General features: G+C 60.3%; 19 protein-coding genes. 11 read left to right on the plus strand and 8 right to left on the minus strand.

Annotated features, from left to right (window positions below; all coding sequences use genetic code 11):
• Positions 1–18 precede the first annotated feature (18 nt).
• The 8 genes from GTF44_RS08680 to GTF44_RS08715 all read left to right on the plus strand — a co-directional run bounded on the left by GTF44_RS08680 (position 19) and on the right by GTF44_RS08715 (position 6,394).
• Positions 19–441 carry a PaaI family thioesterase gene (locus tag GTF44_RS08680; protein ID WP_216365012.1) on the plus strand — a complete coding sequence of 141 codons (423 nt, stop codon included), beginning with the start codon at positions 19–21 and terminating at the stop codon, positions 439–441.
• Positions 442–594: 153 nt separating this feature from the next.
• Complete coding sequence (locus tag GTF44_RS08685) at positions 595–1,920, plus strand: NAD(P)/FAD-dependent oxidoreductase (RefSeq protein WP_171560986.1); 1,326 nt, start codon at positions 595–597, stop codon at positions 1,918–1,920.
• A gap of 17 nt (positions 1,921–1,937) precedes the next feature.
• Positions 1,938–2,294 (plus strand): DUF5368 domain-containing protein, encoded by a 357-nt coding sequence (locus tag GTF44_RS08690; RefSeq protein ID WP_145209220.1) that lies wholly within the window; start codon positions 1,938–1,940, stop codon positions 2,292–2,294.
• Positions 2,295–2,484: 190 nt separating this feature from the next.
• On the plus strand, positions 2,485–2,946 hold the full coding sequence (rplM, locus tag GTF44_RS08695; protein ID WP_171560983.1) for a 50S ribosomal protein L13: 462 nt from the start codon (positions 2,485–2,487) through the stop codon (positions 2,944–2,946).
• Positions 2,947–2,948: 2 nt separating this feature from the next.
• Positions 2,949–3,458, plus strand: coding sequence for a 30S ribosomal protein S9 (gene rpsI / locus GTF44_RS08700; RefSeq protein WP_145209214.1), 510 nt, complete (start codon positions 2,949–2,951; stop codon positions 3,456–3,458).
• A 163-nt stretch (positions 3,459–3,621) separates the two neighbouring features.
• Positions 3,622–4,506 carry an ABC transporter permease gene (locus GTF44_RS08705; RefSeq protein WP_171560980.1) on the plus strand — a complete coding sequence of 295 codons (885 nt, stop codon included), beginning with the start codon at positions 3,622–3,624 and terminating at the stop codon, positions 4,504–4,506.
• Complete coding sequence (locus tag GTF44_RS08710) at positions 4,503–5,303, plus strand: ABC transporter permease (protein WP_171560978.1); 801 nt, start codon at positions 4,503–4,505, stop codon at positions 5,301–5,303. Before GTF44_RS08705 ends, GTF44_RS08710 begins: the two co-directional genes overlap by 4 nt.
• A complete protein-coding gene (locus tag GTF44_RS08715; protein ID WP_367383390.1) occupies positions 5,300–6,394 on the plus strand; it encodes an ABC transporter ATP-binding protein in 1,095 nt (364 codons plus the stop codon). Before GTF44_RS08710 ends, GTF44_RS08715 begins: the two co-directional genes overlap by 4 nt.
• A 61-nt stretch (positions 6,395–6,455) precedes the next feature.
• Here the strand turns inward: GTF44_RS08715 and GTF44_RS08720 are convergent, their stop codons facing one another.
• The gene (locus tag GTF44_RS08720) at positions 6,456–6,683 is read right to left on the minus strand and encodes a sulfurtransferase TusA family protein (protein ID WP_145209205.1); all 228 of its coding nucleotides are present in this window, start codon (positions 6,681–6,683) and stop codon (positions 6,456–6,458) included.
• A gap of 93 nt (positions 6,684–6,776) precedes the next feature.
• Here GTF44_RS08720 and GTF44_RS08725 point away from each other — a divergent pair, with 93 nt between their 5' ends.
• The 3 genes from GTF44_RS08725 to GTF44_RS08735 are packed head-to-tail and all read left to right on the plus strand — an operon-like array spanning position 6,777 to position 10,146.
• Entirely contained in the window at positions 6,777–7,529 is a 753-nt protein-coding gene (locus GTF44_RS08725; protein WP_171560975.1) for a cytochrome c biogenesis CcdA family protein, read from the plus strand.
• A gap of 41 nt (positions 7,530–7,570) precedes the next feature.
• Positions 7,571–8,806 (plus strand): alpha/beta hydrolase, encoded by a 1,236-nt coding sequence (locus GTF44_RS08730; protein WP_171560973.1) that lies wholly within the window; start codon positions 7,571–7,573, stop codon positions 8,804–8,806.
• Positions 8,803–10,146, plus strand: a complete 1,344-nt coding sequence (locus tag GTF44_RS08735; protein WP_171560969.1) for a cytochrome P450 — start codon at positions 8,803–8,805, stop codon at positions 10,144–10,146. Before GTF44_RS08730 ends, GTF44_RS08735 begins: the two co-directional genes overlap by 4 nt.
• 46 nt (positions 10,147–10,192) lie before the next feature.
• Here GTF44_RS08735 and GTF44_RS08740 read toward each other — a convergent pair whose 3' ends face one another.
• The 7 genes from GTF44_RS08740 to GTF44_RS08770 form a co-directional block, all read right to left on the minus strand.
• Positions 10,193–10,423 (minus strand): N-(5'-phosphoribosyl)anthranilate isomerase, encoded by a 231-nt coding sequence (locus tag GTF44_RS08740; protein WP_171560966.1) that lies wholly within the window; start codon positions 10,421–10,423, stop codon positions 10,193–10,195.
• Between the two features lie 25 nt (positions 10,424–10,448).
• The gene (locus GTF44_RS08745) at positions 10,449–10,667 is read right to left on the minus strand and encodes a ribbon-helix-helix domain-containing protein (protein ID WP_171560964.1); all 219 of its coding nucleotides are present in this window, start codon (positions 10,665–10,667) and stop codon (positions 10,449–10,451) included.
• Entirely contained in the window at positions 10,664–10,843 is a 180-nt protein-coding gene (locus tag GTF44_RS08750; protein ID WP_171560961.1) for a DUF4169 family protein, read from the minus strand. Before GTF44_RS08750 ends, GTF44_RS08745 begins: the two co-directional genes overlap by 4 nt.
• Positions 10,840–12,231 (minus strand): class II fumarate hydratase, encoded by a 1,392-nt coding sequence (gene fumC / locus GTF44_RS08755; protein ID WP_171560958.1) that lies wholly within the window; start codon positions 12,229–12,231, stop codon positions 10,840–10,842. Before fumC ends, GTF44_RS08750 begins: the two co-directional genes overlap by 4 nt.
• An 82-nt stretch (positions 12,232–12,313) precedes the next feature.
• Entirely contained in the window at positions 12,314–12,892 is a 579-nt protein-coding gene (locus GTF44_RS08760) for a class I SAM-dependent methyltransferase (RefSeq protein WP_171560955.1), read from the minus strand.
• Between the two features lie 94 nt (positions 12,893–12,986).
• Positions 12,987–13,481 (minus strand): SspB family protein, encoded by a 495-nt coding sequence (locus GTF44_RS08765; RefSeq protein ID WP_145209178.1) that lies wholly within the window; start codon positions 13,479–13,481, stop codon positions 12,987–12,989.
• A 76-nt stretch (positions 13,482–13,557) separates the two neighbouring features.
• Positions 13,558–13,926, minus strand: coding sequence for a DUF4345 family protein (locus GTF44_RS08770; RefSeq protein ID WP_171560952.1), 369 nt, complete (start codon positions 13,924–13,926; stop codon positions 13,558–13,560).
• Positions 13,927–14,002: the final 76 nt, after the last annotated feature.

The raw sequence follows: 14,002 nt of genomic DNA on the forward strand, positions 1-14,002 counted from the left end.
AAACGAGGGGAGAGGGCAATGGCATTGGCGATGGACCGGGCGGCGCTGCAGGCGTTTTTGACGGCGGAATTCCCGCAAGTGGCCGACATGTTCCGTGTCGAAGAGGTCGGTGACAGCCTGTTGCGGGTCCGGTTGATCGTGGGCGAGGAGCATCTGCGACCCGGTGGCACGGTCTCGGGGCCAACGATGTTTTCGCTCGCTGATGTGGGCGTCTATCTGGCGATCCTGACGCGGATCGGGCCGAAGGCGCTTGCCGTCACCACGAATTGCTCGATCGATTTCATGCGGAAGCCCGCCGCAGGTGTCGATCTGCTGTGCGATACGGTTTTGTTGAAGCTGGGCAGGGTGTTGGCCGTTGGGGACTGTCGGATTTACTCCGAAGGGGATGACCGGCCCGTCGCGCGCGCCTCGCTGACCTATTCGATCCCGCCGGAGTGCTAGCGGCATCTCTCTCCGCCCGGTCGGTGTCAGGTCTTGCCCGAACAGACGCATGTGGCGCGCTTTCTAGGGTTGATCTATATCAATGCCAATGGTTGGCGTTGCGTATTACCCCCAAGCTGAAGGGAATTCTTGCAGTTTTGGGGGAGAGGGCGGATGACGGACCAACCTGATTTTGAAACGCGCCGAAAGCTTCTGGGCTTGATGGCCGCTGGCGGGGCTGTCGCGGCGCTGCCGAAAGGCGAGGGGGCGCAGGCCCAGACGGTGCAGAGCAGCGCCCGGATTGTGATCTTGGGGGCCGGGGCTGCCGGGACGGCGCTGGCCAATCGGCTGCACAATCGGGTTGATGGGGCGCAGATCACCATCATCGATCCGCGCGTGCGGCACCTCTATCAGCCAGGCTTCACGCTCATCGCCGCCGGTTTGCGCCCGTCATCCTATTCGGTTTCGGCAACCGCTGACTGGTTGCCGCGCGGCATCACCTGGATCGAAGGTTCGGCTACCAACATCGATGCGGAGACGCAGCAGGTAAGCACCTCAACCGGCGAGACGGTTGGCTATGACTATCTAATCGTCGCGACAGGTTTGGAGTTGCATTACGAGGGCATCGAGGGGATGTCCCGAGATCTCATTGGCCAAAACGGGATTGGGTCGGTCTATGCCGGGCCAGAAGAGGCCGCGACCACCTGGAGCCTGATGGATCAGTTCACCGATGAGGGTGGCGTTGGTCTGTTCACGCGGCCTAATACGGGTATGAAATGCGCTGGTGCGCCGCTGAAATACACGTTCCTCACGGATGATCATGCGCGGCGCAAAGGGACGCGCGGGCAGACCGAGATCATCTATTGCGCCCATTCTTCGACCTTGTTCGGTGTGCCGATCGTCAATGAGAAGGTTCGGATGCTCTATGAGCGCCAGGGGTTTGAGACGCGGTATAACCGGGTGATGACGGCGATTGATCCGGGCCGGAAGGTTGCGACTTTCAGCACGGAAGATGGCGGCAGCGAAGAGATTGGGTTCGATTTCACCAATGTGATCCCGCCGATGCGCGCGCACCAGGTGATCCGCGACAGCGGCCTGTCTTGGCAAACCGGGGCGAGTGGTGAACAGGGCTGGGTCGAGGTCGATCAGTATACGCTCCGCCACATCCGCTATGACAATGTCTTTGCCGCGGGTGATGTGGCGGGCGTGCCGAAAGGCAAGACGGCGGCCAGCGCCAAATGGCAGGTCGCAGTGCTCGAAGACCAATTGGTGGCACAGATCGAAGGCCAAGAGAGTGACCATCTCTACAACGGTTATACATCCTGCCCACTGATCACGCGGGTCGGGCGCGCGATGTTGGTCGAATTCGACTATAACAACAATCTGGTTCCGAGCTTCCCCGGCCTGATCGCGCCGCTGGAAGAGCTTTGGGTCAGTTGGCTGATCAAAGAGATCGGGTTGAAAGCCACCTATAACGCGATGCTGCGCGGCCGGGCTTAAGAGGGGAAGGAAGCGATATGGAAAACCCGACAATTGGAAACTTCATCGCCGTCTTCGAAGAGATGTTTGGCCGTGGCCTCTTTTGGGCGCTTGTGGCACTGGCCGTGGTCATCACGCTGGCGTATCTTTATGTGCTGATCCGCGATCGGGCTGTGAGTTGGCGCAAATTCCTTCTGGCGCAGTTGGCGATGCCCGTGGGGGCGGTTGCGGCGGTTTGGTTCGTATTGGTCATCACCAAGTCGCGGCTGGCCGATATCGGCGGGCCGATCGATGTCATCATCGTACTGGGAATCGGTGCATTGGGCGCGGTTGGGGCCGCGATTCTGGTCTATACCGCCCAATCGCTGATCAAGGGTCCGGAGCGCGTGCAATAGACGCTCCGGCAAGAGGTTCCGGACAGAATCTTTTGGGGTAAAATAGTACCCTAGTAACAAGTATCTGTTTTGTAATGATTTTGTCCGGAACACCGCTCTTGACGTGAATTGTCACTTCGGTAAAAGGGCGCCATCCCGATGGGCGCCGGATTTCGCGCCCGCGATCTCGTCTTCCGAAGGACAAAGACACATGAAAACCTTTTCTGCCACCCCGGCGGATATCGACAAGCAGTGGATCTTGATCGACGCCGAAGGCGTTGTTCTGGGCCGTCTCGCCTCGATCATCGCCATGCGGTTGCGCGGCAAACACAAGCCGTCATTCACCCCCTCGATGGATATGGGCGACAATGTCATCGTCATCAACGCCGATAAGGTGCAGTTGACCGGCAAGAAACGCGACAAGCCCAACTACTGGCACACCGGTTATCCGGGTGGGATCAAGTCCCGCACCACCGGCCAAATCCTTGATGGTGACTATCCCGAGCGTGTTGTGACCCAAGCGGTCAAGCGCATGCTGCCGGGCGGCAAACTGAGCCGTCAGCAAATGACTCATCTGCGCGTCTATGCCGGCACCGAGCATCCGCATGAGGCGCAAGCGCCGACCGTGCTGGATGTGAAATCCATAAACCCTAAAAACACGCGGAGCGCATGAGCATGGCCGAGACACTGACATCGCTCGACGAGCTGAAAGGCGCCGTGGAAGAGGGCGCTGTGCCCGCTCCCGAAGCCACCCTGATCACCGAAACCGAAGTCACCCGCGAACCTGTGCGTGATGCGCTTGGCCGCTCCTATGCCACCGGCAAACGGAAAGATGCGGTTGCCCGCGTCTGGATCCGCCCCGGCTCCGGCAAGGTTGTCGTCAATGGCAAGGACCAGAGCGAGTATTTTGCCCGTCCGGTGCTGCAGATGATCCTGCGCCAGCCCTTCACCGTTGCCGGTCGCGAAGACCAGTTCGACGTGATGGCCACGGTCAAAGGCGGCGGCCTCTCGGGCCAGGCCGGTGCTGTGAAACACGGCATCTCGAAAGCGCTACAGCTTTACGAACCGGGCCTGCGCGGCGCGCTGAAAGCCGCTGGCTTCCTGACCCGCGACAGCCGGGTTGTGGAACGGAAGAAATTCGGTAAGCGGAAAGCGCGCCGGAGCTTCCAGTTCTCCAAGCGTTAAGCAAACCAGCAGAGTTTCAAAGGGGCCGTCCAACTGGGCGGCCCTTTTCTATGATGCCACGATTCTGATCTCGAGAGGGTGGAGCGGGTCAAATCTCTTGCACCTGGAGGGCATTGCCGTAAATCTTCGAGCTTGACCGAAGAGCGTGGTCGGGGAGAGGTGGATGAGCCAGGGCGCGAGGCTGCGCAAGGCCTTACGAACGGATGCGGCACGGGGCTTGGGCTTGGTCAGCCCGCCCCTGACCTATGCGCTCTTGCTGCTGGCGGCGCCGCTTGGCACGATCTTTCTCTTTAGCTTCTGGACCCAGGATTTCCTGACCATCGACCGGAGCTTCACCCTCGACAATTACCGCGAGGCGCTGACCGATCCGCTTTATTCCGAGCTGTTGTTCCGCTCGCTTCGCATCGCGGGCGCCGTGACGATTGTGACGGTGCTTTTGGCCTTCCCAATTGCCTATTTTGTCAGCTTTTACGTCCGGCCCGACCGCAAGTCGCTCTGGCTCTTTCTGATCACCATCCCGTTTTGGACCAGCTATCTGATCCGTGTGTTCCTGTGGCGCGTGATTCTGGCTTTTGACGGGCCGGTGAATGGCAGTTTGGTTGGCTTGGGGCTCATCGATGAGCCATTGAGCTGGATTCTCTACAATGCCAATGCGGTGGTGATCACGCTCGCCCACGCCTTCGCGCCCTTCGCCATCCTGCCGATTTTTGTGAGCCTGGAGAAGATCGACCGCAGCCTGTTGGAGGCCGCGCGGGATTTAGGCGAAAGCCGGGTGATGACCTTTCTGCGCGTGACCTTGCCGCTGGCGATGCCGGGCGTTCTGGCGGCGATCCTGATCGTGTTCATTCCGACAATTGGGGATTATGTCACGCCGCGCCTGGTCGGCGGATCGGATGGCACGATGATCGCCAACATGATCCAGGTGCAGTTCATGCGGCTGAACAACGCGCCGCTTGGCGCGACTTTGGCAGTTATCGCCATGGTCAGTGTGACCTTCATTGCGCTCGCGCTGATCTTCGTCACTCGCCGCTGGACCCGAAGCAGATGAAGGGCCTGCGGATATATGCGGTGGCCTATTTGGTCTTCCTCTACGCGCCGATTGTGCTCCTGCCGCTCTTCGCCTTCAACGATGGCACGATCATCGCCTTTCCGCTGCAAGGGTTTACCTTCGATTGGTTTATCGAGCTGACGCGGACCGAAGCGCTGCATGATGCGACGGTCAACTCGATCTTCATCGCGGTCACAACGGCGATCTTGGCCACCTGCTTCGGTCTGTTCGCCGCGCGGGCGGGCAACCGTCATGTGTTTCCGGCTAAGGGCGGCATATTGGGCTTCATCATGCTGCCCTTGGTTCTGCCCGAGATCATTGTCGCGGTGTCCCTTCTGGTCGCGATGTTGCAAATCGGCCTGACCCCCTCGATCTGGACGGTGATTGCGGGCCATGTGTTGATCTGCACGCCTTTCGCCATCGCGATCCTGAACGGCAGCTTTGCCAATATGAATCAAAGCCTTGAAGAGGCCGCGGTGGATTTGGGCGAGACGCCGCTCTCGACCTTCCGCTTGGTCACGCTGCCGCTGGTGATGCCGGGGATCATCGCCTCGCTTCTGATCTGTTTCACGATCTCGCTCGACGAATTCATCATAGCGTTTTTCCTCTCGGGCAATGAGCCGACCTTGCCGGTCTATCTCTGGGGGCAAATGCGCTTCCCGGGCCGGTTGCCGGTGATCATGGCGCTTGGGACAATCCTTGTTGTGCTGTCGATCATGCTTCTGATCACCGCTGAGTATTTCCGCCGCCGGGGCCTACACCGGGCCGGCCTTAGAGACACCGGAGGGTTCTTGTGAAAGACACCAACCAAGAGCCGATCATCGCGCTTCAGGGCGTGCATAAATTCTATGGCGAGTATCATGCGCTTCGCGGCATCGACGCGGAGATCGGGCAGGGCGAGTTCTTCTCGCTGCTTGGGCCGTCGGGCTGTGGCAAGACCACGTTGCTGCGCGCAATTGCCGGGTTCGAGGATATCTCGAGCGGACGGATTTTGTTGGATGGCCGTGATGTGGAAGGCGTGCCGCCGAACAAGCGTCCGACGAATATGGTGTTTCAGAGCTACGCAATCTTCCCACATTTGAGCGTGGCGGAGAATGTCGGCTTCGGCCTGCGGAAATCAGGCATGAGTGGTTCTGAAAAACAAACCGCCGTGGGGGAGGCATTGGAGATGGTCGGGCTCGGCGGGTTTGGCAGCCGTGCGGCTCATGCGCTCTCAGGTGGGCAACGGCAACGGGTGGCGCTGGCCCGCGCCCTGATCCTGAAGCCCAAGGTGCTACTGCTGGATGAGCCGCTTTCGGCCTTGGACAAAAAGATGCGCGAGCAGATGCAGACCGAGCTTCGTCGGCTGCAGCGGCAGGTTGGGATCACCTTCATTTTGGTGACCCATGATCAGGAAGAGGCGCTGATCATGTCCGACCGGATTGCGGTGATGTTCGAAGGTGAGATCGCGCAATTGGCGCCGCCGCAGGCGCTTTACCGCCGTCCGGCCAATCGGCGTGTGGGAGAGTTCATCGGTATGATGAATTTCTTGCCCGCCCGCGTGATCGACTCGGGCGGTACGATGGTTGAGGTCGAGGTTCCCGGTTTGGGGCGCGCGGCCTTGGCGCCCGACCAATGCCCGGCAGGGATTGGTGGCGAGGCCAGCATCGGCTTGCGCCCCGAGAGTCTGACACTGCTTTTTGAGGGGCAAAGCGCGGATCGCGTGGCGCAGGGCGTGGTCGAAGAACACACCTATTACGGCGATATGACCTATTACGATGTGCGATTGGATGGGGCGCCGAACACGGTATCGGTGTCGATGCGGAACATGCCCGGACGCCGCGTGTTGGAGCGCGGAGATCGGGCCGATTTGGCCTGGGATGCGCGAGCGATGGTGCTGTTCGGCTGAGTGCGGCCCGGAATTTTCGAAAATTCCGCCCGGAAAACGCGCGTTTTCCGGTCCCCCGGTCTCAGCCCTTGCGGACCAAATAGGCGGTGCCGTCCTCTATCTCTTCACTCCCCAGAAACCCATGCCCTTGTTCGGCACAGAAATGCGGCACATCGACATGCGCTGCCGGGTCATCGGCCAAGAGCCGCGCGACCTGACCGCTTTCAAGGCCGCCCATACGTTTGCGGAGCCGCAGAACCGGCAAGGGGCAGAGCAAGCCGCGCGCATCGATATCCAGATCAAAGTCCATCCCCGGCGACATAAGCCGGGCGCGCGGTCCTGTCCACGGATATGTGACCGTTGGCCTCGTGACCTTTCCGATTTGCCGGGGTAGGGAAGAGACATGTTTGGGATTGACCTGTTTGACGCGTCGCTTTTGCCGGCGATGCTTGTCGCGCTGACCGCCGGTGTGCTGAGCTTTCTCAGCCCTTGCGTCTTGCCGATTGTGCCACCTTATCTCGCCTATATGGGCGGCATTTCGATGAACGATATGGCGGTCGCGGGTGCGGCACGGCGCAAGGCCGTTCTGGCCGCGCTGTTCTTTGTCTTGGGCCTCTCGACGGTGTTCCTGTTCCTTGGCTTCACTGCCTCTGTCTTTGGGCAATTCTTTCTTCAGAATCAGGTTCTTCTGGCGCAAATCTCAGGTGCCGTGATTATCGTTTTCGGCCTGCATTTCCTTGGCCTCTTCCGCATCCCAATCCTCGACCGCGAGGCCCGAATGGATGCAGGCGACCGGGGTGGATCGAGCTTTGGCGCTTATATTCTAGGGCTCGCCTTTGCCTTTGGCTGGACCCCGTGCATTGGGCCGCAACTGGGCGCGATCCTGTCCATTGCGGCAACGGAATCGAGCGTCCAGCGCGGGACAGCGCTGCTTGGGGTCTATGCGATCGGTCTGGGGCTGCCATTCCTGTTGGCCGCCGCGTTCATAGAACGCGCCATGGGGCTGATGACGCGACTGAAACGGCATATGAAAACCATTGAGCGCGTGATGGGCCTGTTGCTGGTTGGGGTCGGTGTCGCGCTGATGACCGGGGCGTTTTCTGCCTTTGCGTTTTGGTTGCTTGAAACATTCCCGGCCCTTGGCCTTCTGGGCTGAATTGCCATAGGCTTGCCCAAATCGATCGTGTGATTGGGCAGATGACGGATACCCCAGGTCAAGAGGTTCACCGCCGCCGGGTGATGTATATCCCCGGCTACGACCCGGTGCCGCCGCGCAAATATCGCGAGCGCTACCGGCGCGAAGCGGCGGCGCAGGCTGCGATTTCTGGCTATGACATCGCCCTTGGCCCAAAACAGACCAGCGGCAAATTCGGCTGGCATGTCAGCGCCGAGATGGAGGGGGCGGCGGTCGAGACCGATATCGAGGTGATGTACTGGTCCGACATCGTGCGGGACTCGATGAGCCACGGTATTCTCGCGACTTATGGCCAGCTTTTTCGCACGGCTTGGATCTACATATGGTCGGGGGCGCTGTTTCGCCTAATGACGCTCCGGAAGGGACCGGTGATTGCGGCGCTTTACCCGGTGGTTTTCCTGTTGGGTCAGTTGCTTGCGGCGCTTGCTGTCGGAGTCGCGGTCGCCTTCGTGGTCGAATGGATGGGGCACCGGCTCCTTGGCATTCCCTTGTCCTTCTTCGGCTTGGCTCTGGGGCTGGTCATGGTCTGGGCCGTCTTGGATCTGTTCCGACGACAAGATGGACGGTTTCTCGCCTATTACCTGATGCATGATTACGCGTTTTCGGCGCGCTATGGTGGGGCGTATCCGCCAGAGCAGGAGGACCGGATGCGTGAGGCTGCTGATCAAATTGCGGCGGCCTTGCAGGCGGATGTGGACGAGGTGCTGATCGTTGGACATTCTTCCGGTGCGTATATCGCGGTCTCGATCCTGTCAGATTTGATCCGCGCAGGCCGGGTTCCGGCGGATGGGCCGCGTCTGGCGCTTCTGACCTTGGGGCAGGTGGTGCCGATGGTGTCTTTCCTGCCGAAAGCGGGTCGGCTGCGCGCGGATCTGGCGTTTCTGAGTAGCCGGGACGAGATCACTTGGGTCGATGTGACGGCCCCCGGCGATGGCTGCGCCTTCGCGCTTTGCGACCCGGTTTCGGTGACCGGGGTCGCGCCAGAGGGGAAGCGCTGGCCGCTTGTCATTTCGGCGGCCTTCACCCAAACGCTGAGTCCTGAGAGGTGGAAGGCGCTGCGCTGGCGGCTTTTTGAGCTGCATTTCCAGTATCTCAACGCCTTCGATCAGCCGGGCGATTACGACTATTTTCGCATCACGGCGGGCCCGCTGAGCCTGCAAAGCCGCTTCGCCGACCGGGCGCCTTCGAAAAGCCGGATCGAACGCCCGGTGAACCGTTATACGAGTATGGCCGCATGATCCCGCCCAAACCGGCCGCGCGCCCGGATCGGGTGTCTCTTCTGCGGTACCTCAAGTTGTTCCGGCGCGACATTCTCTCGGCGCAGCCTCAGCGCCTCTATCGGGCCTGGATGGCCGAGTTCCGGACGCCGTTTTTCCGGTCTTACCTGCTGAACCAGCCCTCTTTGGTGCAAACGGTTCTGAAGGAACGCCCCGATGATTTTCCGAAATCGGATCGGATTGGCGAAGGGCTGCGCCCGCTTCTCGGAAACTCGGTCTTTCTGACCAATGGCGAGACCTGGAAGCGGCAGCGCCGGATCATCGACCCGGCTTTCGAAGGCGGACGGTTGCGCGACACGTTCCCGGCCATGTGGGCGGCAGGCGAGGCCGCCGTGGCGCGGATGGGAGACGGCGTCGTGGATGTCGAGCCTGAGATGAGCCACGCGGCGGCAGATGTGATTTTCCGTACGCTCTTCTCGATCCCGATTGAGAACGAGATTGCCGCTCAGGTGTTTGACGAGTTTCGCACCTATCAGAGGACGCAACCGATCTTAAACGCCGCCGCGTTTCTGCCCCTGCCGCGCTGGATGCCGCGTGGGCATCGGGCGCAGACGAAAGCATCGGCACGCGTGATCCGCGGGCTGATCACCCGGCTCACAGCAGATCGGATGGAGGAGATCAAAGCGGGCAGGGCGCCGGACGATCTTGCGACCAAAATCATGACCACGGCGGACCCACAGACCGGCGAGACCTTCTCGACCGAGGAGATGGTGGATCAGGTGGCGATTTTCTTCCTGGCCGGGCATGAGACGAGCGCAAGTGCTCTTGGGTGGACCTTGTTTCTCTTGGCGATGTTCCCGAATTGGCAGGAGCGCATTGCCGAGGAAGCCGCGATTTTGGACGGCCCCGAGTTCTCGGTTATGTCGAAATTGAAGTTCAGCCGGGATGTGTTTCGGGAGGCGTTGCGGCTCTATCCACCGGTGCCGATGATGGTCCGCGAAAACGCCTGCCCTGAGACGTTTCGGGATCGGTCGATCCGTAAAGGGAGCCAGATGGTCATCTCGCCCTGGCATCTGCAGCGTCATGAGCGTCTTTGGGACAATCCCGACGGGTTCGATCCGGGCCGTTGGCAGACTGAGAATGGCAAAACATGTATGCGCGAGGCCTATATTCCCTTCTCTGCCGGCAGCCGGGTGTGCACGGGCGCAGGTTTTGCGATGGTTGAGGGGCCGCTTTTGCTGTCGATGTTGGTCAAGGCGTTTCGGTTTGAACGGCTGGAGGGGCGCGATCCTGTGCCGGTAGCCTATCTCACTGTCCGAGCGAAAGATGGGATTTGGCTGCGCGCCCGTCCGCGAGGGTAACCGGAGTTTTGCAAAATTCCGGTTCGTTTTCTTGCAAGAAAACGGATCACCGCACGATGCGGACAGGCGCTTGGTTGCAGAAGATCACCATTTGGCCAGCGTTTTCGACCGCCCGATATCCGCGCCGTTTCAACTCTCGAATGAAGGCCTCCCGACCCACATAGCGGTCGATATCTCGCACGCTGCGCCGGATCACCAAACCATCACGGGCGGCTTTGGAACCAAAAAGATGCGACATACAGTGATCGGCGGAAAGAAGGGCGGGGTCCTGTCTCATATCGCGCAGGCTAGGCTGATCGTGGTTAACGTCCGGTTAGGTGATGCAGCACATAGACACGGATCGCCGAGGCCAACCCGCTCTCCAGTCCCCGCGCTTCATCAACCTCTGCGGCCAGTTCATTCACCGACATGTCGCGCTCCGTCGCGATGCGTTGGAATTCCTGCCAAAAGGCGTCTTCAAGCGAGACGGAGGTGCGGTGGCCCCGCAAAGTCAAAGACCGTTTCCGGGGCCGGGCGTTCATTCGCTTTCCCGCTCATGCCCGTCGAGCAATTTGCGGGCTTGTTCATCCCGCGTGGCCTGCAACAGCCGCGCGGCTTTGCTTTGCCCGTGTTTGATGGCATTCGCATCCGCATTGGCTTTTTTTTCCACCATATCGCGGGCTTTGCGGGCTTTGTTCAAGTTGATCGGGGTGCTCACTTCGGACCGACCATGTTTTCCGGGCGGACCACAGCCTCGAAGGTGTCTTCATCGACAAAGCCGAGCTTGATTGCCTCTTCCTTGAGGGTGGTGCCGTTCTTATGCGCCGTCTTGGCAACTTTGGTCGCGTTGTCATAGCCAATCGTCGGGGCCAGCGCTGTGACCAGCATCAGGCTTTCGCGCATTAGCTTGTCGATCCGGGTCCGGTCCGCATCCAGCCCGTCGACCAGATTGTCCGTAAAGGCGGCCGAAGCATCACCCAAAAGCTGCATACTTTGCAGGACGTTATAGGACATCATTGGCTTATAGACGTTCAGTTCGAAATGCCCCTGGCTGCCCGCAAACCCAACGGCCGCATCATTGCCCATCACATGGGCGCAAACCTGGGTCAGCGCCTCGCATTGCGTGGGGTTCACCTTGCCCGGCATGATCGAGCTGCCCGGTTCGTTCTCGGGCAAGATCAACTCGCCCAGACCGCAGCGCGGGCCTGAGCCGAGCAGACGGATATCGTTGGCGATTTTGAACAGCGAGGCGGCGACGGTCTTTAGTGCGCCAGACATCTCGACCATCGCATCATGCGCCGCGAGCGCTTCGAATTTGTTGGGCGCGGTGACGAAGGGGAGGCCGGTGATCCGCGCCATATTGCCTGCCACCTCTTCGGCCCAACCGGGCGAGGTATTGAGGCCGGTGCCAACCGCCGTGCCGCCTTGGGCCAGTTCGTAAATCCGGCCAAGCGCTGCTTTCACGCGGGCGATGCCCATGGCGACCTGATGCGCATAACCGGAAAACTCCTGGCTCAGCGTCAGCGGTGTGGCGTCCTGCGTGTGCGTCCGACCGATCTTGATGATCCCGTCAAAGGCCGCAACTTTCGCCTCAAGCGCGGCATGCAGTTTTTCCAAGCCAGGGATCAGGACCTCATGGGCCGTAACCGCCGCCGAAATGTGCATCGCAGTCGGAAAGGTGTCATTCGACGACTGCCCCATATTGCAATGATCATTCGGATGAACCGGGGTTTTCGAGCCGATCTCGCCGCCCAGGATTTCGATCGCCCGGTTCGCGATCACCTCATTGGCATTCATATTCGACTGCGTGCCGGATCCGGTCTGCCAAACCACCAAGGGAAAGTTATCGTCGAGCTTGCCGTCGATCACCTCTTGAGCCGCTTCGATCATCGCGTCGGCCAAATCTCCGGGCAGCTTGCCGGAGGCCTTATTGGCCTCCGCGCAAGCGCGTTTGATCACGCCCAAGGCGCGGACGATGGCCACCGGCTGTTTCTCCCACCCGATCGGGAAGTTCAGGATCGAGCGCTGCGTCTGCGCGCCCCAATATTTGTCGGCGGGAACCTCAAGGGGGCCGAAGCTGTCGGTCTCGGTGCGGGTTGCGGTCATCTTGGCCTCCATAAGGTCTTGGTTGAGCGAGGGAATAGCGCGGCGGACGGGCCGGGTGCAACGGCCAGAATGGCGCAGCCGGTCACTCCGCCGCGCGGGTGGCGGCCTCAGCTTGGCGAAAGCGGTAAACTCGCGCGGGCGGCATATTCCACCAGATTTTGCGGCTGACCTCCCAACTCAATCCCAACTCTTCCCGTACCACCGGGGTGACGGGCGGTTTCGGGCCATAGGTGAATTGCACATAGTCTTGGCCCGGCCGGAGTTTTGCGACGGTGCCGGTCAGGATCGATCGCTGCAAGGCGACGGGCATCGACAACAGCGGCAGGCCAGAGATCACAGCTTGCGCGTTTTCGAGAGGCAGATCGCCAATATCACCCGCCGACATTTGATGGACATTCAGCCCCGGAAACGCCGCCTGAAGCCGATCACAAAACACCGGGTTCATTTCGATTGAATGCAGGTGCTCAGGCGGCAAGCCCCGATCCAAAATCGCTTGTGTGATTTTGCCGGTCCCGGCCCCTAGTTCGATCACCGGCCCGGCGGCTGGATCGACCCGCGCGGCCATCTCTCGGGCCAGACCTTCGGAAGAGGGGGCCAGCGCCACAACCTGATGCGGGCGTTTCAGAAGCTGGGTCATGAACAGTCGGAAATCGCTTGCCATGGTATGCTGGTCCTTGGTGCTAAAGCCCTTGGATATCGGGGGCTATGACGCCCTGTCCTGGTCAATTCAAAGTCATGCTGCGTCCTGCGACGCGTCAATGGGTTTTCCGGAACCGATCCAAGCTCACAACTTCTGCGTCTTGCGCCGCGCCGGAGTCCTCGCCGTCGTCGCTCTCTTCGGACCCGTCCGGCGGGGTTGGATCATCTTCCGGCCCGTCATTTTTCGCATTGGTTTCAAAACGTAACCCGAACTCGACCGAGGGATCGACAAAGGTGAGGATCGCATCGAAGGGCACGCGCATGGATTCGGGATTGTCACCGAAATTGAGCGTGATCGAGAACCCGTCATCATCCACCTGGAGGCCGTCATACCAATGTTGGATGACGATGGTCATTTCCTCGGGATAGCGCTCCATCAACCAGGCGGCCAAATCGGCATCTGGATGTTGTGTGTCGAAGGTGATGAAAAAATGGTGCTCACCCGGCAAACCGTGATCGGCCACATCCTGCAATACCGTTTGGATCAGCCCGCGCATCGCGCGATGCATCAGGCGGCCATAGGCAATCGACTCCGGCGGTGTGTCTGACATGTCTTCCCCGGTGGACGGCAGTGCCCACACCATAGAAGATTCGTTTGGGAATGAAAGCGGGTGAGGCGGGGCCGCGTCAGATGTTGGCCAGGACTAGCCAGGAGGCCAAAGCGGCCTCGCAACCAAAGAAGGTCCAGCTTTGCCGAGAGGCGGCATCGTCGCGGAAAATCGAGGTGATCCGACCAATCGCGGCGCCGGCATAGGCAAATCCCATCACCAGCCAGCCGAGCGGTTCATTGAGCAAAAGCGCGCCGCCAGCGAGGCCGACGAAAAGGCATCCCGAGGCCGCCGAAACCTCTGTATAAGCCATGTTGGTGGGCCCCGAGCGCATGTCGAGCTGATCCATCGTCCAGCGCGGCGCGAGCCAGCCCATCAGGCCCAGACCAATGGTCAGGATGGCCACGGCCATGTTCACAAAATCTACTGCGGTTGCGGCGCCCAGCATGAAGCCCTCCAGCGGCGTGAAGTTTCCCCTTAAACGTGTGGTGCGGAGGCTTGGATCACTTGCCGATGAATTATTT

It is taken from the genome of Roseobacter sp. HKCCD6576-2, from assembly GCF_013179285.1.
In the GTDB taxonomy this organism is placed as follows: domain Bacteria; phylum Pseudomonadota; class Alphaproteobacteria; order Rhodobacterales; family Rhodobacteraceae; genus Rhodophyticola; species Rhodophyticola oceani.

Excerpts from the sequence above, each read along its gene's own strand:
- GTF44_RS08725 (WP_171560975.1), top strand. The coding sequence starts at position 6,777 with ATGTTTGGGATTGACCTGTTTGACGCGTCGCTTTTGCCGGCGATGCTT.
- rplM (WP_171560983.1), top strand. The coding sequence starts at position 2,485 with ATGAAAACCTTTTCTGCCACCCCGGCGGATATCGACAAGCAGTGGATC.
- GTF44_RS08740 (WP_171560966.1), bottom strand. The coding sequence starts at position 10,423 with ATGAGACAGGACCCCGCCCTTCTTTCCGCCGATCACTGTATGTCGCAT.
- GTF44_RS08690 (WP_145209220.1), top strand. The coding sequence starts at position 1,938 with ATGGAAAACCCGACAATTGGAAACTTCATCGCCGTCTTCGAAGAGATG.
- GTF44_RS08760 (WP_171560955.1), bottom strand. The coding sequence starts at position 12,892 with ATGGCAAGCGATTTCCGACTGTTCATGACCCAGCTTCTGAAACGCCCG.
- rpsI (WP_145209214.1), top strand. The coding sequence starts at position 2,949 with ATGGCCGAGACACTGACATCGCTCGACGAGCTGAAAGGCGCCGTGGAA.
- GTF44_RS08705 (WP_171560980.1), top strand. The coding sequence starts at position 3,622 with ATGAGCCAGGGCGCGAGGCTGCGCAAGGCCTTACGAACGGATGCGGCA.
- fumC (WP_171560958.1), bottom strand. The coding sequence starts at position 12,231 with ATGACCGCAACCCGCACCGAGACCGACAGCTTCGGCCCCCTTGAGGTT.
- GTF44_RS08735 (WP_171560969.1), top strand. The coding sequence starts at position 8,803 with ATGATCCCGCCCAAACCGGCCGCGCGCCCGGATCGGGTGTCTCTTCTG.
- GTF44_RS08710 (WP_171560978.1), top strand. The coding sequence starts at position 4,503 with ATGAAGGGCCTGCGGATATATGCGGTGGCCTATTTGGTCTTCCTCTAC.
- GTF44_RS08685 (WP_171560986.1), top strand. The coding sequence starts at position 595 with ATGACGGACCAACCTGATTTTGAAACGCGCCGAAAGCTTCTGGGCTTG.
- GTF44_RS08680 (WP_216365012.1), top strand. The coding sequence starts at position 19 with ATGGCATTGGCGATGGACCGGGCGGCGCTGCAGGCGTTTTTGACGGCG.
- GTF44_RS08745 (WP_171560964.1), bottom strand. The coding sequence starts at position 10,667 with ATGAACGCCCGGCCCCGGAAACGGTCTTTGACTTTGCGGGGCCACCGC.
- GTF44_RS08720 (WP_145209205.1), bottom strand. The coding sequence starts at position 6,683 with ATGGACTTTGATCTGGATATCGATGCGCGCGGCTTGCTCTGCCCCTTG.
- GTF44_RS08770 (WP_171560952.1), bottom strand. The coding sequence starts at position 13,926 with ATGCTGGGCGCCGCAACCGCAGTAGATTTTGTGAACATGGCCGTGGCC.
- GTF44_RS08765 (WP_145209178.1), bottom strand. The coding sequence starts at position 13,481 with ATGTCAGACACACCGCCGGAGTCGATTGCCTATGGCCGCCTGATGCAT.
- GTF44_RS08730 (WP_171560973.1), top strand. The coding sequence starts at position 7,571 with ATGACGGATACCCCAGGTCAAGAGGTTCACCGCCGCCGGGTGATGTAT.